Source organism: Pseudomonas sp. KCJK9058, assembly GCF_046230975.1.
In the GTDB taxonomy this organism is placed as follows: domain Bacteria; phylum Pseudomonadota; class Gammaproteobacteria; order Pseudomonadales; family Pseudomonadaceae; genus Aquipseudomonas; species Aquipseudomonas alloputida.
Map to the genome: position 1 here is coordinate 16,323 of NZ_JBJJLR010000048.1, position 23,645 is coordinate 39,967.

20 protein-coding genes are annotated in these 23,645 nt (G+C 62.8%); 16 read left to right on the plus strand and 4 right to left on the minus strand.

Features of this window, described 5'->3' with window-relative positions:
- The 9 genes from murD (at position 1) to lpxC (ending at position 10,449) form a co-directional block, all read left to right on the plus strand.
- Positions 1–1,347 (plus strand): UDP-N-acetylmuramoyl-L-alanine--D-glutamate ligase, encoded by a 1,347-nt coding sequence (murD, locus tag ACK59Z_RS21260; RefSeq protein ID WP_003251854.1) that lies wholly within the window; start codon positions 1–3, stop codon positions 1,345–1,347.
- On the plus strand, positions 1,344–2,558 hold the full coding sequence (gene ftsW / locus ACK59Z_RS21265; RefSeq protein WP_003251856.1) for a putative lipid II flippase FtsW: 1,215 nt from the start codon (positions 1,344–1,346) through the stop codon (positions 2,556–2,558). The genes murD and ftsW overlap by 4 nt, the downstream gene beginning before the upstream one ends.
- Positions 2,548–3,627: an undecaprenyldiphospho-muramoylpentapeptide beta-N-acetylglucosaminyltransferase gene (gene murG, locus ACK59Z_RS21270; protein ID WP_108190981.1), complete on the plus strand. Its 1,080-nt coding sequence runs from the start codon at positions 2,548–2,550 to the stop codon at positions 3,625–3,627. Before ftsW ends, murG begins: the two co-directional genes overlap by 11 nt.
- On the plus strand, positions 3,620–5,068 hold the full coding sequence (gene murC / locus ACK59Z_RS21275) for a UDP-N-acetylmuramate--L-alanine ligase (protein WP_003251860.1): 1,449 nt from the start codon (positions 3,620–3,622) through the stop codon (positions 5,066–5,068). The genes murG and murC overlap by 8 nt, the downstream gene beginning before the upstream one ends.
- Positions 5,065–6,021, plus strand: a complete 957-nt coding sequence (locus ACK59Z_RS21280; protein ID WP_108190980.1) for a D-alanine--D-alanine ligase — start codon at positions 5,065–5,067, stop codon at positions 6,019–6,021. The genes murC and ACK59Z_RS21280 overlap by 4 nt, the downstream gene beginning before the upstream one ends.
- Positions 6,022–6,026: 5 nt before the next feature.
- Positions 6,027–6,896 carry a cell division protein FtsQ/DivIB gene (locus ACK59Z_RS21285; RefSeq protein WP_003251865.1) on the plus strand — a complete coding sequence of 290 codons (870 nt, stop codon included), beginning with the start codon at positions 6,027–6,029 and terminating at the stop codon, positions 6,894–6,896.
- A 14-nt stretch (positions 6,897–6,910) separates the two neighbouring features.
- Positions 6,911–8,173 carry a cell division protein FtsA gene (ftsA, locus tag ACK59Z_RS21290; protein WP_003251867.1) on the plus strand — a complete coding sequence of 421 codons (1,263 nt, stop codon included), beginning with the start codon at positions 6,911–6,913 and terminating at the stop codon, positions 8,171–8,173.
- Positions 8,174–8,228: 55 nt separating this feature from the next.
- Positions 8,229–9,425, plus strand: coding sequence for a cell division protein FtsZ (gene ftsZ / locus ACK59Z_RS21295; RefSeq protein WP_003251871.1), 1,197 nt, complete (start codon positions 8,229–8,231; stop codon positions 9,423–9,425).
- Between the two features lie 112 nt (positions 9,426–9,537).
- Positions 9,538–10,449 carry a UDP-3-O-acyl-N-acetylglucosamine deacetylase gene (lpxC, locus tag ACK59Z_RS21300; RefSeq protein ID WP_003251873.1) on the plus strand — a complete coding sequence of 304 codons (912 nt, stop codon included), beginning with the start codon at positions 9,538–9,540 and terminating at the stop codon, positions 10,447–10,449.
- A gap of 47 nt (positions 10,450–10,496) precedes the next feature.
- Here lpxC and ACK59Z_RS21305 read toward each other — a convergent pair whose 3' ends face one another.
- Positions 10,497–10,952 carry a DUF721 domain-containing protein gene (locus ACK59Z_RS21305; protein WP_003251875.1) on the minus strand — a complete coding sequence of 152 codons (456 nt, stop codon included), beginning with the start codon at positions 10,950–10,952 and terminating at the stop codon, positions 10,497–10,499.
- A gap of 265 nt (positions 10,953–11,217) precedes the next feature.
- Here ACK59Z_RS21305 and secA point away from each other — a divergent pair, with 265 nt between their 5' ends.
- The 4 genes from secA (at position 11,218) to ACK59Z_RS21325 (ending at position 17,082) form a co-directional block, all read left to right on the plus strand.
- Positions 11,218–13,953 carry a preprotein translocase subunit SecA gene (gene secA, locus ACK59Z_RS21310; protein ID WP_003251877.1) on the plus strand — a complete coding sequence of 912 codons (2,736 nt, stop codon included), beginning with the start codon at positions 11,218–11,220 and terminating at the stop codon, positions 13,951–13,953.
- 182 nt (positions 13,954–14,135) lie between these two features.
- A complete protein-coding gene (argJ, locus tag ACK59Z_RS21315; protein ID WP_003251879.1) occupies positions 14,136–15,353 on the plus strand; it encodes a bifunctional glutamate N-acetyltransferase/amino-acid acetyltransferase ArgJ in 1,218 nt (405 codons plus the stop codon).
- Between the two features lie 155 nt (positions 15,354–15,508).
- Positions 15,509–16,141, plus strand: coding sequence for a glutathione S-transferase family protein (locus ACK59Z_RS21320; RefSeq protein WP_003251882.1), 633 nt, complete (start codon positions 15,509–15,511; stop codon positions 16,139–16,141).
- Entirely contained in the window at positions 16,138–17,082 is a 945-nt protein-coding gene (locus ACK59Z_RS21325; protein WP_108190979.1) for a Nudix family hydrolase, read from the plus strand. Before ACK59Z_RS21320 ends, ACK59Z_RS21325 begins: the two co-directional genes overlap by 4 nt.
- A 139-nt stretch (positions 17,083–17,221) precedes the next feature.
- On the opposite strand, the gene ACK59Z_RS21330 is transcribed toward ACK59Z_RS21325, so the two are convergent.
- From ACK59Z_RS21330 to ACK59Z_RS21340, 3 genes are read right to left on the minus strand one after another with little or no spacing between them, the layout of a single operon-like run.
- Positions 17,222–17,788, minus strand: coding sequence for a cob(I)yrinic acid a,c-diamide adenosyltransferase (locus ACK59Z_RS21330; protein WP_108190978.1), 567 nt, complete (start codon positions 17,786–17,788; stop codon positions 17,222–17,224).
- Between the two features lies 1 nt (position 17,789).
- Positions 17,790–19,820 carry an ATP-binding protein gene (locus ACK59Z_RS21335; protein WP_012053647.1) on the minus strand — a complete coding sequence of 677 codons (2,031 nt, stop codon included), beginning with the start codon at positions 19,818–19,820 and terminating at the stop codon, positions 17,790–17,792.
- A gap of 37 nt (positions 19,821–19,857) precedes the next feature.
- Entirely contained in the window at positions 19,858–20,775 is a 918-nt protein-coding gene (locus ACK59Z_RS21340) for a putative 2-dehydropantoate 2-reductase (RefSeq protein WP_108190977.1), read from the minus strand.
- 100 nt (positions 20,776–20,875) lie between these two features.
- Here ACK59Z_RS21340 and ACK59Z_RS21345 point away from each other — a divergent pair, with 100 nt between their 5' ends.
- The 3 genes from ACK59Z_RS21345 to ACK59Z_RS21355 form a co-directional block, all read left to right on the plus strand.
- Positions 20,876–21,361 carry a YajQ family cyclic di-GMP-binding protein gene (locus ACK59Z_RS21345; RefSeq protein WP_003251890.1) on the plus strand — a complete coding sequence of 162 codons (486 nt, stop codon included), beginning with the start codon at positions 20,876–20,878 and terminating at the stop codon, positions 21,359–21,361.
- Positions 21,362–21,477: 116 nt separating this feature from the next.
- Positions 21,478–22,320, plus strand: a complete 843-nt coding sequence (locus ACK59Z_RS21350) for a mechanosensitive ion channel family protein (protein WP_004575128.1) — start codon at positions 21,478–21,480, stop codon at positions 22,318–22,320.
- Between the two features lie 210 nt (positions 22,321–22,530).
- The coding region (locus ACK59Z_RS21355) for an MFS transporter (RefSeq protein WP_409293642.1) at positions 22,531–23,645 on the plus strand (1,115 nt) is incomplete at its 3' end.

Here is a 23,645-nt window from a genome sequence, read left to right on the forward strand (position 1 = left end):
GTGTCTTTGATCGCTTCCGACCAATTCCGCATCGTTGTCGGCCTCGGCAAGAGCGGCATGTCCCTGGTTCGCTTCCTGGCGAGCCGGGGCATTGCCTTTGCGGTCGCCGATACCCGCGAGCAACCGCCGGAACTGGAAACCCTGCGTCGTGATTACCCGCAGGTGGAAGTGCGCTGTGGTGAACTGGACGTGGACTTCCTGTGCCGCGCCAACGAGTTGTACGTGAGCCCCGGTCTGGCCTTGGCCACGCCGGCCTTGCAGCAGGCGGCCGCGCGTGGCGTGAAGCTGTCTGGCGACATAGAGCTGTTTGCTCGCCATGCCAAGGCGCCGATCATTGCCATCAGCGGTTCCAACGCCAAGAGCACCGTCACGACGCTGGTCGGTGAAATGGCCGCCAAGGCCGGCAAGCGAGTGGCCGTGGGCGGTAACCTCGGTACCCCGGCGCTCGACCTGCTGGCCGATGACATCGAGCTGTACGTGCTGGAGCTTTCCAGCTTCCAGCTGGAAACCACTGACCAGCTCAACGCCGAAGTGGCGACTGTTCTGAACATCAGCGAAGACCACATGGACCGCTATAGCGGCCTTCCGGCCTACCACCTGGCCAAGCACCGGATTTTCCGCGGTGCCCGCCAGGTGGTGGTCAACCGCCAGGACGCCCTGAGCCGGCCGCTGCCGGTGGAAGGCCGACCATGCTGGACCTTCGGCCTCAACTCGCCCGACTTCAAAGCGTTTGGCCTGCGTGAAGTGGACGGTGAAAAATACCTGGCGTTCGAGTTCCAGACGCTGATGCCGGCGCGTGAACTGAAGGTTCGCGGTGCTCACAACCAGAGCAACGCCCTGGCGGCGCTGGCCCTGGGGCATGCTGCCGGCCTGCCGTTCGAGCCCATGCTCGCGGCCCTGCGCGAGTTCGGTGGCCTGGCCCACCGGTGCCAGTGGGTACGCGAGCGTAATGGCGTGAACTGGTACGACGATTCCAAGGCCACCAACGTCGGTGCTGCCCTGGCCGCCATCGAAGGCCTGGGCGCCGATATCGAAGGCAAGTTGGTGCTGATCGCCGGTGGTGACGGCAAAGGTGCTGAATTCACTGCGCTGCGCGAGCCGGTCAAGCGTTTCTGCCGCGCCGTGGTATTGCTCGGCCGTGATGCCGAGCGCCTGGCCGAGGCCTTGGGCGATGCCGTGCCACTGGTTCGGGTCAAGACGCTTGACGATGCCGTACAGCAGTGTGCCGAGCTGGCCCAGGCCGGCGATGCCGTGCTGCTGTCGCCAGCATGCGCCAGCCTCGACATGTTCAAGAACTTCGAGGAACGGGGGCGTCTGTTCGCCCAGGCAGCGGGAGGTCTTGCATGATCTTCGGCATCTTCAAACCCTACCCGTCGCCGCTGATCAGCGGCCGTGGCGTCGACCTGGACTTCCCGATGCTCGCCGGTTGCCTGGCCTTGCTGGGTCTGGGCCTGGTGATGATCACTTCGGCCTCTTCGGAAGTGGCTGCTGTACAGTCCGGCAACCCGCTGTATCACATGTTCCGCCATCTGGTGTACGTGTTCCTTGGCCTGGTGGCCTGTGGTGCAACCATGCTGGTGCCGATCGCCACCTGGCAGCGCATGGGCTTCATGATGCTGCTTGGCGCCTTCGGCCTGCTGGTACTGGTCCTGGTGCCGGGTATCGGCCGTGAGGTTAACGGCTCCATGCGCTGGATCGGTTTCAGCTTCTTCAACGTGCAGCCTTCGGAAATCGCCAAGGTGTTCGTGGTCATCTACCTGGCCGGCTACCTGGTACGCCGACAGACCGAGGTACGCGAAACCTGGATGGGCTTCTTCAAGCCGTTCATCGTACTGCTGCCCATGGCCGCCTTGCTGCTGATGGAACCGGACTTTGGCGCCACGGTGGTGATGATGGGCGCGGCGGCGGCCATGTTGTTTTTGGGAGGGGTGGGGCTGTTCCGCTTCAGCCTGATGGTGGTGCTGGCGGTGCTGGCGGTATTTGTTCTGGTTCAGGCGCAGCCCTACCGGATGGCGCGCCTTATTACGTTCACTGACCCCTGGGCCGATCAGTTCGGCTCCGGCTACCAGCTGACCCAGGCACTGATCGCCTTCGGCCGTGGCGAGTGGCTGGGCGTTGGCCTGGGCAACAGCGTGCAGAAGCAGTTCTACCTGCCTGAAGCGCACACCGACTTCGTGTTCTCGGTCCTGGCGGAAGAACTGGGCGTGGTTGGCTCGCTGCTGACCGTCGCGCTGTTCGTGTTCGTCACCGTGCGCGCCCTGTACATCGGCCTGTGGGCCGAGAAGGCCAAACAGTTCTTTGCCGCCTACATGGCGTTCGGCCTGGCTTTCCTGTGGATTGGCCAGTTCCTGATCAACATCGGTGTGAACGTCGGCCTGCTGCCGACCAAGGGCCTGACCCTGCCGTTTCTCAGTTACGGGGGGAGCTCGCTGGTGATCTGCTGCGCCTGCGTAGGCCTGTTGCTGCGCATCGAGTGGGAGAGCCGCACGCATCTGGGCAGTGAGGAGCACGAATTCAGCGAAAGCGATTTTGCCGAGGAGACCAGTCATGGCCGCTGAAGGCAAAAATGTATTGATCATGGCCGGCGGCACCGGGGGGCACGTATTCCCGGCGCTGGCCTGCGCCCGTGAGTTCCAGAAGCGCGATTACAGCGTGCACTGGTTGGGCACCCCGCGTGGCATCGAGAACGAGTTGGTGCCACAGGCAGGCTTGCCATTGCACCTGATTCAGGTCAGCGGCTTGCGCGGCAAGGGCAAGCTGTCGTTGCTCAAGGCGCCTTTCACGTTGGTCAAGGCCGTGCTGCAGGCACGGCGCATCATTCGCCAGCTCAAGCCCGTATGTGTCTTGGGCTTTGGCGGCTATGTGACCGGCCCCGGCGGCGTGGCCGCGCGGCTGTGCGGCGTGCCACTGGTGATCCATGAGCAGAACGCCAGGGCCGGTACCGCCAATCGGTTGCTGGTGCCACTCTCGGCGCGGGTCTGCGAAGCTTTCCCGAACACCTTCGAGGCCAGCGACAAGCGTCGCACCACCGGCAACCCGGTGCGCCCGGAACTCTTCATGGACGCGCAACGCGTGCCCTTGGGCGAGCGCCGCGCACGCCTGTTGGTGCTAGGTGGCAGCCTGGGTGCGGAACCATTGAACAAATTGTTGCCTAAGGCCCTGTCTGAAGTGCCCGCGGCGCTGCGGCCAGAGGTGTTCCACCAGGCAGGCAAGCAGCACGCACCGATCACCGCCGAGCGTTATCACGAGGTGGGCGTCGAGGCTCAGGTAGAGCCCTTCATCAACGACATGGCTCAAGCTTATGGCTGGGCCGACCTGGTGGTGTGCCGAGCCGGTGCCCTGACTGTCAGCGAACTGGCGGCAGCAGGCCTGCCTTCGATGCTGGTGCCTTTGCCCCACGCGATCGACGATCACCAGACCCACAACGCCCAATATCTGGCCCGCGAAGGCGCTGCCTTCCTGATGCCACAAGCGACAACTGGCGCAGCGCAACTCGCTGAACGCCTGAACGAGGTGCTGATGCAACCCGAGAAACTCAACGTCATGGCTGGCACCGCACGGCGCCTGGCCAAACCTGCTGCAACCAGCACCGTGGTCGATATCTGCCTGGAGGTGGCCCATGGTTGAGAGCCAGAAAGCCATGCCCCAGCCGAAGATGGGCCGTATTCGCCGCATTCACTTCGTCGGCATCGGCGGCGTGGGCATGTGCGGTATTGCCGAAGTGTTGCTGAACCTGGGCTATGAAGTGTCCGGTTCGGACCTTAAAGCCTCGCCGGTGACCGAGCGCCTGGAGTCCTTTGGCGCTGAGATCTTCGTCGGCCACCGCGCCGAGAACGCTGCCACCGCCGATGTGTTGGTGGTGTCCAGCGCCATCAACCCGGCCAACCCGGAAGTTGCCACCGCACTGGAGCGGCGCATTCCGGTTGTGCCGCGTGCCGAGATGCTCGCCGAGCTGATGCGTTACCGCCATGGCGTGGCCGTTGCCGGTACTCACGGCAAGACCACCACGACCAGCCTGCTGGCTTCAGTGTTCGCCGCCGGTGGCCTGGACCCAACCTTCGTTATCGGTGGCCGTCTTACCGCTGCCGGTACCAATGCGCAGCTGGGCACCAGCCGCTACCTGATCGCTGAAGCAGACGAAAGCGATGCCAGCTTCCTGCACCTGCAGCCGATGGTCGCGGTTGTCACCAACATCGACGCCGACCACATGGCGACCTACGAAGGTGACTTCAACAAGCTGAAGAAAACCTTCGTCGAGTTCCTGCACAACCTGCCGTTCTATGGGCTGGCGGTGATGTGCCTGGACGACCCGGTGGTTCGCGAGATCCTGCCGCAGGTCAAGCGTCCTACCGTGACCTACGGCTTCAGCGAAGAGGCCGACATCCGCGCCATCAATGTGCGTCAGCAGGGCATGCAGACCCACTTCACCGTGCTGCGCCGTGATCGCGAGCCGTTGGAGGTTTCGGTGAACATGCCCGGCAACCACAACGTGCTCAACGCCCTGGCGACCATCGCCATCGCCACTGACGAAGGCATTACTGACGAGGCCATCGTCCAGGGCCTGTCCGGCTTCCAGGGTGTCGGTCGTCGCTTCCAGGTATACGGCGAGCTGCCGGTCGAAGGCGGCAGTGTGATGCTGGTCGACGACTACGGTCATCACCCCACCGAAGTGGCGGCGGTGATCAAGGCTGTGCGCGGTGGCTGGCCAAGCCGCCGCCTGGTGATCGTCTACCAGCCGCACCGCTACAGCCGCACCCGCGACCTGTACGACGATTTCGTCCAGGTGCTGGGCGATGCCAACGTGCTGCTGCTGATGGAGGTCTACCCGGCCGGCGAAGAGCCGATCCCCGGTGCCGACAGCCGTCAGCTGTGCCACAGCATCCGCCAGCGCGGCAAGCTGGACCCGATCTACATCGAGCGCGGCGTCGAGCTGGCACCGCTGGTCAAGCCACTGCTGCGCGCTGGCGACATTTTGATCTGTCAGGGTGCCGGTGATGTCGGCGGCCTGGCCCCGCAGTTGATGAAAAGCCCGCTGTTCGCAGGCGCCAAGCAGGAGAAGTCGAAATGACCAGCGCCTACGACAAGCTGCAGTCGACCCTGGACGTCAAGGCGTTCGGCCGCGTCGCCGTGCTGTACGGTGGCAAGAGCGCCGAGCGTGAGGTGTCGCTGAAATCTGGCGCCGCAGTGATCGATGCGCTGAGCACTGCCGGCGTCGACGTGGTTGGCATCGACGTCGGTGACGACCTGCTCGCACGCCTGCAGAGCGAGAAGATTGACCGCGCCTTCATCATCCTCCACGGCCGTGGCGGTGAAGACGGGAGCATGCAGGGTTTGCTGGAGTGCCTGGGCATCCCCTACACCGGCAGCGGCATCCTGGCTTCGGCGCTGGCGATGGACAAGCTGCGCACCAAGCAGGTGTGGCAGAGTCTGGGCATTCCCACGCCACGCCACGCGGTGCTGGCGAGCGAAAGCGATTGTTTGCAGGCCGGTACGGAACTGGGCTTCCCGCTTATCGTCAAACCCGCCCATGAAGGCTCTAGCATCGGCATGGCCAAGGTGAACAGCGCCCAGGAACTGGTCGCCGCCTGGCAGGACGCCGCCAAATACGATTCCCAGGTACTGGTGGAGCAGTGGATCCACGGTCCGGAGTTCACCATCGCGGTACTGCGCGGCCAGGTGCTGCCGCCGATCGCCCTGGGTACGCCGCACGTGTTCTACGACTACGACGCCAAGTACATCGCCAACGATACCCAGTACCGCATCCCGTGCGGGCTGGATAGCGTCAAGGAACAGGAACTGATCGACCTGACCGCGCGCGCCTGCGATGCCATTGGCATCGAAGGCTGGGGGCGGTTGGACGTGATGCAGGACGAGCAGGGCCAGTTCTGGCTGCTCGAAGTCAACACCGCACCAGGCATGACAGATCATAGCCTGGTGCCCATGGCGGCCCGCGCGGCTGGCCTGGACTTCCAGCAACTGGTGCTGGCAATCCTGGCCGAAAGCGTGGCGACGCGAGGTTAATAACCATGCAAGGCGCGATGATACGTCAGCAGCAACCCGTTACCGGCCGTAGCAAGCCGGTGCCGCGTGGTGCCAGCCGGCTGGTGGCCGACGAGCCCGTATCGGCGCGCCTGCCCCGGCCAAGCCTGGGCGGCCTTAAGCGCTTGCTGTGGCCGGTGTTGCTGGTGGCGGCCGGCTTTGGTGCCTACGAGGGCGCCATTCGCCTGATGCCGTACGCCGACCGCCCGATCACCAAGATCGATGTGCAGGGCGACCTCAGCTACATCAGTCAGCAATCGGTGCAGCAGCGTATCGCGCCCTACGTGGCGGCGAGCTTCTTCAGCGTCGACCTGCCGGCGATGCGGGCCGAGCTCGAGCAGATGCCGTGGATCGCCCACGCCGAAGTGCGCCGGGTGTGGCCCGACGAGGTGGTGATCCGCCTTGAAGAGCAGCTGCCGGTGGCACGCTGGGGGGACGCAGCCCTGCTCAACAACCAGGGTCAGGCTTTCACCCCGCGCGAGCTGGCCAACTATGAGCACCTGCCGCAGCTGGCCGGGCCGCAGCGTGCTCAGCAACAAGTCATGCAGCAGTATCAGGTATTGAGCCAGATGCTGCGCCCCTTGGGCTTTTCCATCGCTCGCCTGGAGCTGCGCGAGCGAGGCAGCTGGTTCCTGACCACTGGTGCGAGCAGTGCCGGGCCAGGCATCGAGTTGCTGCTGGGGCGCGATCATCTGGTGGAGAAGATGCGCCGTTTCATTGCCATTTACGACAAGACACTCAAAGACCAGATCACCACTATCGCCCGCATTGATCTGCGTTATTCCAACGGACTTGCCGTTGGTTGGCGGGAACCGATTGCACCGACGACGGCCCAACCCGCCGTTGCGAAGAATTAGAGAGAGGCAGGACCATGGCAAACGCGCATAGCGGCAAAATGATCGTCGGGCTGGACATTGGCACCTCCAAGGTGGTGGCGCTGGTGGGCGAAGTGGGCGAAGACGGCACCCTGGAAATCGTCGGGATCGGCACCCATCCGTCCCGTGGCCTGAAAAAAGGCGTGGTGGTGAACATCGAGTCCACCGTGCAGTCGATCCAGCGCGCCGTGGAAGAGGCGCAGCTGATGGCCGGCTGCCGTATCCACTCGGCGTTCGTCGGTGTGGCCGGTAATCACATCCGCAGCCTGAACTCCCACGGCATCGTTGCCATCCGTGACCGCGAGGTCAGCCTGGCCGACCTGGAGCGCGTACTCGACGCCGCCCAGGCCGTGGCGATTCCGGCCGACCAGCGCGTGCTGCACACCTTGCCGCAGGACTATGTGATCGACAACCAGGAAGGCGTGCGCGAGCCGCTGGGCATGTCTGGCGTGCGTCTGGAAGCCAAGGTTCACGTGGTCACTTGCGCCGTCAACGCCGCCCAGAACATCGAGAAGTGTGTGCGCCGCTGCGGCCTGGAAATCGACGACATCATCCTCGAACAGCTGGCTTCGGCCTACTCGGTGCTGACCGATGATGAAAAAGAACTGGGCGTGTGCCTGGTAGACATCGGTGGCGGCACCACCGACATCGCCATCTTCACCGAGGGCGCCATCCGCCACACGGCGGTCATCCCGATTGCCGGCGACCAGGTGACCAACGACATTGCCATGGCCCTGCGGACCCCGACCCAGTACGCCGAAGAAATCAAGATCCGCTACGCCTGTGCCTTGGCCAAACTGGCTGGCGCTGGCGAGACCATCAAGGTGCCGAGCGTGGGCGATCGCCCACCGCGCGAGCTGTCGCGCCAGGCCCTGGCCGAGGTGGTGGAGCCACGTTACGACGAGCTCTTTACCCTGATCCAGGCCGAACTGCGCCGCAGCGGCTACGAAGACCTGGTGCCCGCCGGCATCGTCCTCACTGGCGGCACCGCGAAGATGGAAGGCGCCGTGGAACTGGCCGAGGAAATCTTCCACATGCCGGTACGCCTGGGCGTGCCGCACAGCGTTCGGGGGCTGAGCGACGTGGTGCGCAACCCGATCTATTCCACCGGTGTGGGCTTGCTCACCTACGGCCTGCTGAAGCAGTCCGAGGATTTGGCCCTGACCGGTAACAGCAACAGCAGCAGCAACAGCTATGGCGATGAACCGAAGGCCCCAGTGCTTGAACGCTTCAAGAAGTGGGTCCAGGGCAACTTCTAAGTTTCAAAGCAGTAGTGGTAGGCGCAACAACTAGAGAACTGTAAGGAGAGGGAAAATGTTCGAGCTCGTAGACAACGTCCCGCAAAGTCCGGTCATCAAAGTGATCGGCGTTGGTGGTGGTGGCGGCAACGCCGTCAATCACATGGTCAAGAGCAGCATCGAAGGCGTGGAATTCATCTGCGCCAACACCGATGCCCAGGCGCTGAAAAACATTGGCGCGCGCACCATCCTGCAATTGGGCACGGGTGTGACCAAGGGCCTGGGTGCCGGTGCCAATCCGGAAGTCGGCCGTCAGGCCGCGCTGGAAGACCGTGAGCGCATCGCTGAAGTGCTGCAGGGCACCAACATGGTGTTCATCACCACCGGCATGGGTGGCGGCACCGGTACCGGCGCAGCGCCAATCATTGCCGAAGTGGCCAAGGAAATGGGTATCCTCACCGTTGCAGTGGTGACCCGTCCGTTCCCGTTCGAAGGCCGCAAGCGCATGCAGATCGCCGATGAAGGCATCCGCATGCTGGCTGAAAGCGTCGACTCGTTGATCACCATCCCCAACGAGAAGCTGCTGACCATCCTGGGCAAGGATGCCAGCCTGCTGTCTGCCTTCGCCAAGGCTGACGATGTACTGGCCGGTGCCGTACGCGGTATCTCCGACATCATCAAGCGCCCAGGCATGATCAACGTCGACTTCGCCGACGTGCGCACCGTGATGGGTGAAATGGGCATGGCCATGATGGGTACTGGCTGCGCCAGCGGCCCGAACCGTGCACGTGAAGCCACCGAGGCAGCTATCCGTAACCCGCTGCTGGAAGACGTCAACCTGCAGGGCGCCCGCGGTATCCTGGTGAACATCACCGCAGGCCCGGACCTGTCGCTGGGTGAGTACTCCGACGTGGGTAGCATCATCGAAGCCTTCGCCTCCGACCACGCGATGGTCAAGGTCGGCACCGTGATCGACCCGGACATGCGTGACGAACTGCACGTGACCGTGGTGGCCACTGGTCTGGGCGCACGCATCGAGAAGCCTGTGAAGGTGGTCGACAATACCCTGCAGACTGCCCAGCAGGCGTACGAAGCGTCCAATCCTGCGCCGGTGCGCCAAGAGCAGCCAGCGGTCAACTACCGTGACCTGGAGCGCCCGACCGTCATGCGCAACCAGGCGCATGCAGGTGCTGCCGCAGCCGCTAAACTGAACCCTCAGGATGACCTGGACTACCTCGATATCCCGGCATTCCTGCGTCGTCAGGCTGATTAATGGAATTTATCAGGGGTATAAAGGTGATTGGTATTCATCAAAGGTTGGGTCTGTTATCATCCCCAGCCTTTGTTGATACCTGTTCGCAATTTGCGCTGAAGCGGCCAATGCCATGATTAAACAACGCACCCTGAAGAATACCATCCGTGCCACAGGTGTCGGTCTGCACTCCGGGGAGAAGGTTTACCTGACCCTCAAGCCTGCACCTGTTGACACCGGCATCGTCTTCCGCCGCGCCGACCTCGACCCTGTGGTCGAGATCCCTGCGCGTGCGGCCAACGTCGGCGAGACAACCATGTCGACGACGTTGGTCAACGGTGACGTCAAGGTCGATACGGTCGAGCACCTGCTCTCCGCCATGGCGGGCCTGGGCATCGATAACGCCTACGTCGAGCTCTCCGCCTCGGAAGTGCCGATCATGGATGGCAGCGCCGGTCCTTTTGTATTCCTGATTCAGTCTGCCGGCCTGGAAGAACAGGACGCAGCCAAGAAGTTCATCCGCATCCTGCGTGAGGTAACCGTGGAAGAGGGCGACAAGCGCGCCACGTTCCTGCCTTTCGAAGGTTTCAAGGTGAGCTTCGAGATCGATTTCGATCACCCGGTGCTTCGCAACCGGACCCAGAGTGCCAGCGTCGACTTTTCCAGCACGTCGTTCGTGAAGGAAGTCAGCCGCGCGCGTACTTTTGGCTTCATGCGTGACATTGAGTACCTGCGCAAGCACAACCTTGCGTTGGGTGGCAGTGTCGAGAACGCCATCGTGGTCGATGAAGACGGCGTGCTCAACGAAGACGGCCTTCGTTACGAAGACGAATTCGTCAAGCACAAGATCCTCGACGCCATCGGCGATCTGTACCTGCTGGGCAACAGCCTGATCGGCGAGTTCAAGGGCTTCAAGTCCGGCCACGCGCTGAACAACCAGCTGTTGCGCAAGCTGATTGCTGAAACCGATGCCTGGGAAGTGGTCACTTTCGAAGATGCCAGCACGGCACCGATCTCGTACATGCGCCCTGTTGCGGCCGTGTAAGTTCGAACACTCTCTAGTTCATTAAGGCCACCTTCGGGTGGCCTTTTTTATGGCTTGCCCTGGGCGTGGGCGGCCAACCGTTCCAGTGCGGCACGCAGTTTGGGGTCGGTAATGCCCTCGGCGGTGTCGCGCAGGCTCTCGGCCGCGCTGTTCGAAAGCTCGGCCGCATGCCCGCCACGCTTGGCCGGTACCAGCGGCGGCTGTACCTTGTACAGGATGCGCCTTAGGTTGCCGAATGCTTCCATGGCCTGCAGGGCCGCCAACAAGCGCTTCTGCTGGTAGCGCAGGCGGGTTGCCCAATGGCCGTCGGTAACCACCAGCAACAAAGTACCATCGCGCCAGGACGCCACATGGCAGTGCTCGCGGGCAGCCGGTTGCAACTGGCTTTCCAGCAGGCGCTGCAAGTGCTCCAGGCGCTCGGCCTGGTTCAGCAGCAGGCGCAGCGGGCGCACCTGGCGCAGCAGGGCGGAAGGTGGCTGGGCGGGGGAGGGTTTGTAGGCCATGGGGGTACGCGTGAGGTGACGTGGGCACAGGCAGCCAAAGACAAGACTGGTTCTCGATAGCTTTCATGTTGCCAAGCCTTGAACTCAGTGAAAATGCCCCTATCTAAAACAGGCCCCTGCCAAAACGCTGTATCAGCATCGTGGAAATCCACCACTTTCCTCACCATCGTTTCCGGGTAGAATGCTCGTTCGCATGCGGCCTATGGGCTGCACGGGCGACTCATGGGGCCGCCCTCCATCCCTACGTGTGGAAGATCCTGCCGATATGTTTGCGCCTTTGTTAAAAAAACTTTTTGGAAGCAAGAACGAGCGTGAAGTGAAACGCATGCTCAAGACGGTGAGTATCGTCAATGCCTTCGAAGAGAAGATGGTGGCCCTCTCCGACGAGCAACTGCGGGGCAAGACTGCAGAGTTCAAGGAACGCCTGGCCAAAGGCGAGACACTGGACCAATTGCTGCCCGAAGCCTTCGCCGTGGCCCGTGAGGCCGGCAAGCGTGTAATGGGCATGCGCCATTTCGATGTGCAGTTGATCGGCGGCATGACCCTGCACGAGGGTATGATCGCAGAAATGCGCACCGGTGAAGGCAAGACCTTGGTCGGTACCCTGGCCGTCTACCTCAACGCATTGTCCGGCAAGGGCGTGCATGTGGTCACCGTCAACGACTACCTGGCGCGCCGTGACGCCAACTGGATGCGCCCGCTGTACGAGTTCCTCGGTCTGTCGGTCGGTATCGTCTCGGCCTTCCAGCCGCCGGAAGAAAAGCGCGCCGCCTATGCAGCCGACATCACCTACGGCACCAACAACGAATTCGGGTTCGACTACCTGCGCGACAACATGGCGTTCAGCCAGGACGAGAAGTTCCAGCGTGAACTGAACTTCGCCGTGATCGACGAAGTCGACTCCATCCTCATCGACGAAGCGCGTACCCCGCTGATCATTTCCGGTCAGGCCGAGGACAGCTCCAAGCTGTACATCGAGATCAACCGCCTGATCCCGCGCCTCACCCAGCACATCGAAGAGGTCGAAGGCCAGGTCACCCAGGAAGGCCACTTCACCATCGACGAGAAGAGTCGCCAGGTGGAGCTGAATGAAGCCGGTCACCAGTTCATCGAAGAGATGCTGGCCCAGGCGGGCCTGCTGGCTGAGGGCGAGAGCCTGTACTCCGCGCACAACCTGGGCTTGCTGACACACGTCTACGCCGGTCTTCGTGCACACAAGCTGTTCCACCGCAACGTCGAGTACATCGTCCAGGACGGTCAGGTTCTGCTGATCGACGAACACACCGGCCGTACCATGCCGGGCCGTCGCCTGTCCGAGGGCCTGCACCAGGCCATCGAAGCCAAAGAGAACCTGAACATCCAGGCCGAGAGCCAGACTCTGGCTTCGACCACCTTCCAGAACTACTTCCGCCTGTACACCAAGCTGTCCGGCATGACCGGTACCGCCGACACCGAAGCATTCGAGTTCCAGTCGATCTACGGCCTGAACGTGATGGTCATTCCGCCGAACAAGCCACTGGCGCGTAAGGACTACAACGACCTGGTGTACCTGACCGCTGACGAGAAATATGCTGCGATCATCGCCGACATCAAGGAAAGCATGAAGCTGGGCCGTCCGGTGCTGGTAGGTACCGCGACCATTGAAACTTCCGAGCACATGTCCAACCTCCTGAAAAAGGAAGGGATCGACCACAAGGTGCTCAACGCCAAGTATCACGAGAAGGAAGCCGAGATCATCGCGCAAGCAGGCGCGCCAGGTGCACTGACCATCGCCACCAACATGGCTGGCCGTGGTACCGACATCCTGCTGGGCGGTAACTGGGAAGCCGAAGTGGCTGCCCTGGAAAACCCGACAGCCGAGCAGATCGCCCAGATCAAGGCCGACTGGCAGAAGCGTCACCAGCAAGTGATCGAGACGGGTGGCCTGCATGTAATCGCTTCCGAGCGTCACGAATCGCGCCGTATCGACAACCAGCTGCGTGGCCGCTCCGGTCGTCAGGGCGACCCGGGTTCCAGCCGCTTCTACCTGTCGCTGGAAGACAGCCTGATGCGCATCTTCGCCTCTGACCGGGTGAAGAACTTCATGAAGGCACTGGGCATGCAGTCGGGCGAGGCCATCGAGCACCGCATGGTCACCAACGCTATCGAGAAAGCCCAGCGCAAGGTCGAAGGCCGCAACTTCGACATTCGTAAGCAATTGCTCGAATATGACGACGTCGCCAACGAGCAGCGCAAGGTGATCTACCACATGCGCAACAGCCTGCTGGCCGCCGAGAACATTGGCGACACCATCGTCGAATTCCGCAAGGAAGTACTGGACGCTACCATCAGCCAGCACATTCCGCCGCAGTCGCTGCCAGAGCAGTGGGACGTAGCCGGCCTGGAGGCTTCGCTGGCCAGCGATTTCGCCATCAAGTTGCCGATTCAGCAATGGCTCGACGAGGACGATCACCTCTACGAAGAGACCTTGCGCGAGAAGCTGCTGAACGAGATCACCACTGCCTACACCGAGAAGGAAGACCAGGCCGGTCTCGACGCCCTGCGAACCTTCGAGAAGCAGATTCTGCTGCGCGTACTGGACGACCTGTGGAAAGACCACCTGTCGACCATGGACCACCTGCGTCACGGTATTCACCTGCGTGGTTATGCGCAGAAGAACCCGAAGCAGGAGTACAAGCGCGAGTCGTTCAGCCTGTTCCAGGAGCTGTTGGAGTCGATCAAGCGCGACACCATCCGCGTGCTGTCGCACGTACAGGTTCGCCGCGAAGACCCGGCCGAAGAAGAAGCCCGCCTGCGCCGCGAAGCCGAAGAGCTGGCGAGTCGCATGCAATTCCAGCACGCCGCTGCACCGGGCCTGGAAAGTGAGCAACTGAGCGAGGAGGGTGCCGAAGTAGCGGTAGCCTCGGCGCCAGTACGCAATGACCAGAAGCTGGGCCGCAACGAGCCGTGCTGGTGTGGTTCGGGCAAGAAGTTCAAGCATTGCCATGGTCAGATCGAGTGATCTGAACCTTACGTTGTACAAGCCTGGGGCCGCTTTGCGGCCCTTTCGCGACACAAGGCCGCTCCCACAGGTACCGCGCTCGTCCATGAACGGGCGCGATCCTTGTGGGGGCGGCCTTGTGTCGCGATGGGGCGCGAAGCGGCCCCTTTTTCGACATCATCGTTTTTTCTAGGAGCGCTCTAATGGCTGTTGGTCTTGGTCCTTTGCCCACCCTGCACCCGGTTCCGGGTTTTGAACTCGGTATCGCTTCTGCCGGTATCAAGCGCCCGGGGCGCAAGGATGTGGTGGTCATGCGCTGTGCCGAAGGCTCCAGCGTGGCTGGCGTGTTCACCCTCAACGCCTTCTGCGCCGCGCCGGTGATCCTGTCCAAGCAGCGTGTACAGGGCACCGTGCGCTACCTGCTGACCAACACGGGTAACGCCAACGCCGGCACCGGCGCGCCAGGCCTGGCCGCCGCCGAGCGCACCTGCGCCAAGTTGGCCGAACTGGCTGGTGTACCGGCCGAGTCGGTACTGCCGTTTTCCACCGGCGTGATTGGCGAGCCGCTGCCGGTCGAAAAGATCGAAGGCGCGCTGCAGGCCGCCCTCGACAACCTGTCGGAAAACAACTGGGCTGAGGCCGCTACCGGCATCATGACCACCGACACCCTGCCCAAGGGGGCCAGCCGCCAGTTCCAGCACGATGGCGTGACCGTCACCGTTACCGGTATCAGCAAGGGTGCAGGCATGATCCGCCCGAACATGGCGACCATGCTGGGCTACATCGCCACCGACGCCAAAGTGGCGCCAAGCGTCCTCAAGGACCTGATGCTGGACGGCGCCAACAAGTCGTTCAACCGCATCACGATCGATGGTGACACCTCGACCAACGATTGCTGCATGCTGATCGCTACCGGCAAGGCCGACTTGCCGGAAGTGACCGAAGCCAGCGGCGCGCTCTTCGAAGCGCTGAAAAAGGCCGTGTTCGAAGTGTGCATGGAAGTGGCCCAGGCCATCGTCCGTGACGGCGAAGGCGCGACCAAGTTCGTGACCGTGCAGGTCAACGGTGGTGGCAACCACCAGGAGTGCCTGGACGTCGGCTACGCCGTGGCCCACTCGCCGCTGATCAAGACCGCGCTGTTCGCTTCCGACCCGAACTGGGGCCGTATCCTCGCTGCCGTAGGCCGTGCCGGTGTACCGGAGCTGGATGTGAGCCTGATCGATGTTTACCTGGACAGCGTTTGCATTGCGAGCAAAGGCGGCCGCAGCCCGAGCTATACCGAAGCGCAGGGTTCGGCAGTGATGGCCCAGGAAGAGATCACCATCCGAATCGAACTGGGCCGTGGCCAGTGCAGCGAAACCATCTGGACGACCGACCTGTCCCACGAGTACGTGAAGATCAACGCCGAGTACCGTACCTGATCTACTGATCCGAAGGCCTCTTCGCGGGCACGCCCGCTCCCACAGGTGTTGCAATGCCTGCGGGAGCGGTGCGGTCCCTGTGGGAGCGGGCTTGCCCGCGAAAGGCCGCGCAGCGGCCTGCGGGTTTTGCAAGACAAACCTGATGGAGCCGAACCATGAGCTATCACCTGATCATCGGCGACAAGCTGTACTCCTCCTGGTCGCTGCGTGGCGCCCTGGCCCTCGAGCTGGCTGGCGTGCCCTACGAAGAAACCCTGATCAAGCTGAACCAGCCTGATACCCGCCAGCGCATCCTCGCTTTCTCCTCCACCGGCAAGGTGCCGCTGCTCAAGAGCGAGCACGGTGTGATCGCTGACTCGCTGGCCATTGCCGAATACCTCAACGAACGCCACCCCGAAGCCCAGCTGTGGCCTGCCGATGTGGCGGCGCGTGCCCAGGCCCGTTCGGCCTGTGCGCAGATGCATAGCGGCTTCTTTGCCCTGCGCGGCGCCATGCCGTTCGACTTGTCGCGCGACCAGGCGCTGGACAGCGTGCCGCTGGACGTGCAAATCGACATCGACCGTATCGTTGCGCTGTGGTCCGAATGCCGTCTGGTGGCCAAGGACAGCGGCCCGTTCCTGTTCGGCAAGGCAAGTCTGGCCGATGCCTTCTTTGCCCCGGTGGCCGTGCGCCTGCGCACCTACCGCGTAGAAGTCCCCGCCGAGGCGGCAGCCTACATCGAGACCATTTATCAATGGCCAGCCTTCCAGGCATGGCAACAGGCAGGCCTGGAGGAGCGTGAAGCGTGAAACGGATTCATGTAGTAGCTGCCGTGATTCGCGGCGCTGATGGCCGTATTCTGATCGCACGTCGTGCCGATACCCAGCACCAGGGCGGCTTGTGGGAGTTCCCCGGTGGCAAGGTGGAAGAAGGCGAAAGCGTCGAGGCGGCGCTTGCCCGCGAGTTGCGCGAGGAGCTGGGCATCGAGGTAAGCCATTCGCGTGCGCTGATCAAGGTCAGCCATGACTACCCAGACAAGCAGGTGCTGCTGGACGTGCGCGAGGTCGAAGCGTTCACTGGCGAACCCCATGGTGCCGAAGGCCAGCCGCTGGAGTGGGTTGCCCCGCGCGATTTGCCGCAGTACGAATTCCCCGAGGCCAACAAGCCGATCGTCGCCGCTGCGCGCCTGCCGGACCAGTACCTGATCACCCCGGACGGCCTGGAAGTGCCGCAAATGCTCAAGGGCATCCAGAAGGCGGTGGCCAATGGTATTCGCCTGATCCAGTTGCGTGCCCCGGACATGTACGACCCCAAGTACCGCGACGTGGCGGTGGATGCGGTCGGGCTGTGTGCGGGCAAGGCGCAGCTGATGCTTAAAGGGCCACTGGAATGGCTGGGTGATTTCCCGGCGGCCGGTTGGCACCTGACGGCCGCGCAGCTGCGCAAGTACGCCGCCAGGGGCCGGCCGTTCCCCAAGGAGCGCTGGTTGGCGGCATCCTGCCACAGTGCCGAAGAGCTGGCGCTGGCTGAGCAGATGGGCGTGGACTTTGTCACCCTGTCGCCAGTGCAGGCGACCCAGACTCACCCAGAGGCGGTGCCGTTGGGATGGGATGAGGCGCAGCGGTTGATTGCCGGGTTCAACAAGCCGGTTTACCTGCTGGGTGGGGTAGGGCAGGGTGAGCGCGAGCATGCCTGGGAAGCCGGGGCACAGGGTGTAGCCGGGATCCGGGCGTTCTGGCCCGAGGTTTGAGTCCCTTGTAACAGGGGCCGCTGCGGGGCCCATTCGCGGGCTTGCCCGCTCCCACAGGAAACTCACACGCTTCAAGCCTGCTCGAAACCTGTGGGAGCGGGCAAGCCCGCGAATGGGCTGCAAAGCAGCCCCAGAAGTATCAGCTTTTGGGTTTCTCGGCGGGCTGCCACAAAACCTCAGCCACCCCCTGGCGCCGCCCGATGATCCGCGCCGCCACGAACAATAGATCGGAAAGCCGGTTGATATACGCCAAACCAACGCCTTCCAGCGGCTCCATGGCATTCAACTGCTGGCACCGGCGCTCTGCACTGCGCGCCAGACTGCGGCACACGTGCGCCTGCGCCACCAGCGCCGAACCACTGGGCAGAATGAAGTTTTTCAGCGGCCCCAGCTCTTCGTTCCACACATCGATGGCCGCCTCCAGGCGTTCCACTTCCGCCAGGGTCAATGCCTGGTAACTGGGCATCGCCAGCTCGCCACCCAGGTCGAACAAGCGGTGCTGACACGGCGCCAGCACCGTGGTCACTTCATTCAGCCCGTGCTCGGCGAGCCCCGCCAGCAGCAACCCCAACTGGCTGTTCAGGCTGTCCACCTCGCCAATCGCTTCGATCCGCGGGTGGTCCTTGGGCACCCGACGGCCGTCGCCCAGGCCGGTTTCGCCTTTGTCGCCGGTGCGGGTATAGATCTTCGAAAGGCGGTAGCCCATGTCATTGCTCCGTTCTGGCCGGCACCGCCGCTGCCGGCTGGGTGAGGGGCAGGCGTAGGGTAAAGCAGGTGCCTTGGCCTGGCGTGGATTGCACTTCCATCTGCCCCTTGTGGTTGTTGGTGATGATGAAGTAAGAGACCGACAGGCCCAGCCCGGTACCCTGGCCGATTTCCTTGGTGGTGAAGAAGGGCTCGAAGGTGCGCTTGCGCACCGCCTCGGGCATGCCGACGCCGTTGTCTTCGACCTGGATTTCCGCCCATGGCGGGTTTAGCCGGGTGCGCAGTGTGATGCGTCCGGGCTCGCTGGGTTGCGGGCGTTGGTGGATGGCCTGGGCTGCGTTCTTCAGCAAGTTGAGCAGTACTTGTTCCAGCTCGTTGGCGGTGCATGGCACCGGCCCCAGGTCGGGGTCGAACTGGCGCACGATGGCTTGCCCCTTGAAGTCGAAGCCAATGGCCAGATCGAAGTCATTGCCGGCAATTTCAAGCGCCTGATCGATCAGTGCCGGCAGCTCGCATGGCACCAGCTGGCGGTTGCTGCGGCGGCTGAAGCTGAGCATGTGGGTGACGATCTTCGCCGCCCGGGCACCGGCCTGCTGAATGCCGTCGAGCAGTTGCGGCACCTCGCGGCTGTCCAGGTAGCGGTTGATCGTGGCCAGGTCGATGCCCAGCTCTTCGGCCTGTTCCTGGTTGCGCGGCAGGTCGGACGACAGGCGTCGGCGAATGTTCTGCACGTTGTGCAGGATAGCGCCCAGCGGGTTGTTGATTTCGTGCGCCATGCCGGCAGCCAGCCCCCCGACCGAGAGCATTTTTTCTGACTGCACCATCATCTCTTCCAACGACAGACGCTGGGTGATGTCGTCGATACGAATGACCACGCCGCGCCCGCCGCCGCCCGTCAGTGGGTAGAAGGTCAGGGCGTAGTGGCGCAGGTCGTCGCCCTTGGGCCAGGTTACCCGCTCGATCTTCGCCACTCGATGTTTTTCCACGGTTTCCTTCAGTTGCGGGAGGAACGGCTTCAGCGGCTCGAACGCAATGAACACCGGCTGGTTAAGTGCCTCGTCCAGTGGCGTGCCGGAAAGCACCGTGGCTTCGTGGTTCCATTGGGTCACGTAGAGCTGTTCGTCGAGGGCGATCAGTGCCGAGGGCATTGAGTCGATGATGCTGTTGAGGTAGTTCTGGAAACCGGTGAGCTTTTTCTCGATCTTGCTGCGTACCTGTACTTCCAGTTCCAGCTTGCGGTTGGTGTGGCGGGTTTCTTCGGCAAGGCCCTGAGCCTGGTCGTAGGCACTCTGGAACTCGTCGCGGGCGCTCTTAAGCTGCTGCTCGCGGGCCTCGATGCGCGACAGCATGGTGTTGAAGGCCTCGGCCAGGCTGCCGATTTCATCATCATTGCCGCGCTGGGCACGCAAGGCGTAGCTCTCTTCGCGGGTAACCTGGCGGCTGAGCTCCTCAAGCTGGTTGATCGGCTGGGTGATCAGGCGTTTGATCTGCCGGGCGATGACGATCCATAGCAGGACACTGAACACCAGGATGCCCAGGCTGGCGCTGAGTGTGCCGGTGTAGAAGGCCGTGGGCAGTTCGCTGCTGGCTACCAGCAGCAAATGTGCCGGTGGGTTGGCATCGCGGGGGATGCGGATCAACTGAGTGCTGCGAAACTCCATCAGGCGCCAGCCGTCGATGTTGCGAAAACGCTTGGGCAGCGCCAGCGGCTCGCCATGTTGCAACTGCGCCAGCATTCGGCCATCGCCACCGTAGATGGCGGCGGCGCGAAGCGGTGTGTAACTGTCCAGTTCCTTGAGCAGGGCACGGGCCGTGTCCGGTGTGTCGCCGGCGCGGGCTGCAAGCTGTGGATTGGCCACCAGCCGGCCGATGGTGTGCATAGCCTGCGGCGCCATGCTTTCCTGGGTGATCCAGTAGGCGGCGCTGATGAAGGTGAGGTTGGCCATCAGCAAGATGGTCACCAGCAAAACCAGCAGGGCCGCCAGCAGCTTCTGCCCGACCGGGAGGTTTTCCAGGCGTTGGCGCAAGGTCATGGGCAAGGTAATGTCCGTATCCGGTGGAAGGGCCGCGTCAGTCGCAAGGCAAGCCACGCACGCGCAGGTTTTCGACCAAGCGCTGCAGCAGGTGTTCCAGCTGCGGCAGTTGCAGGCCATGACGGCCCGCAGCGCGGCAAGCATGGCCGAGCAGGTAGTGCAACTCGGTGCGCCGTCCTGCATGCACGTCCTGGTACATGGAAGAGTAGTTGGCTGCGGTGGCGAGGATTACCCGCTGAACTTCTTCGTCCAGCCCCTCGGCTGCTTGCGGCTGGCCGCAACGGCGCAGCAGTCGGGCCAGTTCGACGCACAGGGCTTGCAATTCACCCAGGTGCCCCAGCAGCCCGCCATTCTGGCAATCGTGAAGCACGGTCAGCGGGTTGATGGCGCAATTGAGCGCCAACTTGCGCCACAGGCGGGTCAGTATGTCTACTGTCCACTCAGCGGGGATACCGGCCTCGTGCAGGTCATCGAACCAGGCGGGGAGCAGGGGGCTTCGTGGGTCGCCTAGCCAGTTGAAGCCATGGCCGGCAAAACGCACTTGCCAGTCCCCCTCGCGGAAGGCGCCTTCGGTGCTGGAGGCGAAGATGCAGCGAGCGTGCGGCACCAGGTCGGCGACTTCATCCTGGCTGCCCAGGCCATTCTGCAACAGCAGCACTTCGGCGCTCTCGGCCAGCCGAGGTGCTAGACCGGCAATCGCCGGGGCAGCGTCATAGGCCTTGCAGGCCACCAGCAGCCGGTGGATCGGGCCTTGCGCTTGCGCCGTTTCGGCCGGTATGGCGTAGCGCCGGGTTTGGTCCTGCTCGACCAGGGTCAGGCCACCGGCCTGCTGATAGGCCTGCAGCCGTCGTCCGTCACGCAGGATCAGGCGCACAGCCTTGCCGGAGCGTGCCAGCCGGCAGGCCCACAGACTGCCAAGGCTACCGGCGCCGAGAATATGCCAGGTGCTGCTCATATGCGTTTCGCAACCCGTTATAATGAGCCCGCATTTTAACCTTCAAACCCAGCGCGCTCCATCTTCAGCCTGAGCGCGCTTTTATTTTGGGAGAACAACCATGCCTTCGTTCGACGTGGTATCGGAACTGGACAAGCACGAAGTGCAGAACGCGGTCGACAACGCCATCAAGGAACTGGACCGCCGCTACGACCTCAAGGGCAAAGGCACCTTCGAGTTCAAGGACAAAGAGCAGACCGTGATGCTCACTGCTGAGGAAGAGTTCCAGCTCGAGGCGATGCTGGAGATCCTGCGCCTTGCACTGGTCAAGCGCAAGATCGACGTGAAGTGCCTGGAAACCAAGGACCCCTACGCCTCCGGCAAGGAAAAGAAACAGGAAGCCAAGTTCCGCGAAGGCATCGACAAGGACCTGGCAAAAAAGATCGTTGCCACCATCAAGGATGGCAAGCTGAAAGTACAGGCCGCCATCCAGGGTGAGCAGGTACGGGTAACCGGCAAGAAACGTGACGATCTGCAGGAAGCCATTGCCCTGCTGCGCACCAAGGAATTCGACATGCCGCTGCAGTTCAACAACTTCCGCGACTGATGTGGGGGTGGCCCGGAACCCCGATGGCCAAATGATGTCCATGGGGGCCGGGGTTGCGTAATAACACGCGCGGCCTGTTCTACCGTGTACTTGCCGCTCGGCATCAGGAGATGAATATGGATTTGAACGCTGAGGTCGACCAGCTCGTCCGCCAATCCCAGACGTGGATTCCTTTGATCATGGAATACGGCAGCCGTGTGCTGCTGGCACTGCTGACCTTGGCGGTTGGCTGGTGGATCATCAACAAGGTCAGCGCCCGCCTCGGCAAGCTGGTTGGCCTGCGCAACGCTGACCTGGCGCTGCAGGGCTTCATCAGCACCCTGGCGAACATCGTGCTGAAGGTGCTGCTGTTGGTCAGCGTGGCTTCGATGATCGGCATCGAGACCACCTCGTTCGTCGCCGCCATCGGTGCCGCAGGCCTGGCCATCGGCCTTGCCTTGCAGGGCAGCCTGGCGAACTTCGCCGGTGGTGTGCTGATCCTGATGTTCCGCCCGTTCCGTATCGGTGACTGGATCGAGGCGCAGGGCGTTTCCGGCACCGTCGACAGTATCCAGATCTTCCACACCGTGCTGCGCACCGGTGACAACAAGACGGTCATCATGCCCAATGGCAGCCTGTCCAACGGCATCATTACCAACACCAACCGCCAGCCGACGCGCAAGGTGGTGTTCGATGTGGGCGTTGACTACGAGGCCGACCTGCAGAAGGCCCGCAATGTGCTGCTGGAGCTGGCAAAGGACCCGCGTGTTCTGCAAGACCCTGCACCGCAGGCGGTCGTGTCGACGCTGGGCGACAGCTCGATCACCGTATCGCTGCGCTTGTGGACCAAGACCTCCGATTACTGGGATGTGATGTTCATGCTCAACGAGTATGCGCGTGACCGGTTGAAAGCCGAAGGGATCGACATTCCGTTTCCGCAGCGGGTTATTCGCGTGGTGCAGGAGACTGCAACGCAGTAATACCGCGTTAAAGCTGGGGCCGCTTTGCGCCCCTTCGCGGGCAAGCCCGCCCCTACGAGGACATGCGTGTTCTGTGTAGGAGCGGGCTTGCCCGCGAAGGGGCGCAAAGCGGCCCCAGCTTTTTCCGACCCTGATTACACTTGCTCACAGCAATTTCCAGCCATTTCTGGCATATAGCGTGACCCCGCCCGCCACACCCGATACGCCATCATGAAACCACTGCTGTATATCACCCCTCTGCGTGCCTTGCTGTTCGGCCTGACCCTGGCCCTGTTCGAACTGCTGACCTACCTGGCCAGCGACGCGGTCATGCCGGCCATGCCGGTCGTGGTCATCGACCTCGACGCCAGCCCCGAATACATACCCCATGCCCTCAACCTGTACCTGCTGGGGGGCGTGGTACTGCAATGGCTGATCGGCCCGTTGGCCGACCGTTATGGACGGCGCCCTTTGCTGCTGGTCGGCTGCGCATTCTTTGGCCTGGCCTGCCTGGCTACCTTCTGGGTCCAGGACATCGGCCTGTTCAACCTGTTGCGTCTGTTGCAGGGCATTGGCCTGGGCTTTGTGGTCACCGTCAGCTACCCAGCCCTGAACGAGGCTTTCAGCGAGGCTGATGCCGTACGCATGATGGCCCTGTTGGCCAACATCGCCTTGCTGTCGCCCCTGCTCGGGCCGCTGGTGGGCACCTTGCTGCTGCAATGGCTGGACTGGCGCTGGCTGTTCGTGGCGTTCGCCATCGGCGCGGTGCTGGCCTGGCTGCTGTTGTACCGGCTGATGCCGGAAACCCTGGGCGTGGAGCGCCGTGACGGCTCGCGGCTGGCGTTCACGCCGATTCACCTGCTGCCACTGTTGGCGGGCTATGGCCAACTGCTGGGCAACCGCCGCTTCGTTGCAGGCAGCGCCGCCCTTGGGTTGGTCGGCTTGCCGCTGATTGGCTGGATTGGCCTGTCGCCGGTGCTGCTGATTCACGATGAGGGATTGAGTACCCTGGAGTATGCCTTGTGGCAGTTGCCGGTCTTTGGCGGGCTGATCCTCGGTAACCTGATCATCAACCGCATTGCCGATCGCTACCCGCTGCCAGCCCTGGTGCGTGGTGCGCTCTGGCCATACCTGGCGGGCCTGTGCCTGATGGTGCTGGCGACCTGGTACTGGCCGAGTGTGACCAGTGTGGTGGCTGGCATGTCGCTGTATGCGCTGGGGTTGGGCGTGGCCAATGCGGTGCTGTACCGCATGACGCTGTTCTCCAGTGAGCAGAGCAAGGGGTTGGTTTCGGCCATGCTGGGGATGATCACCATTGCCTTGCTGGGGCTCGGCGGTGCGCTGCT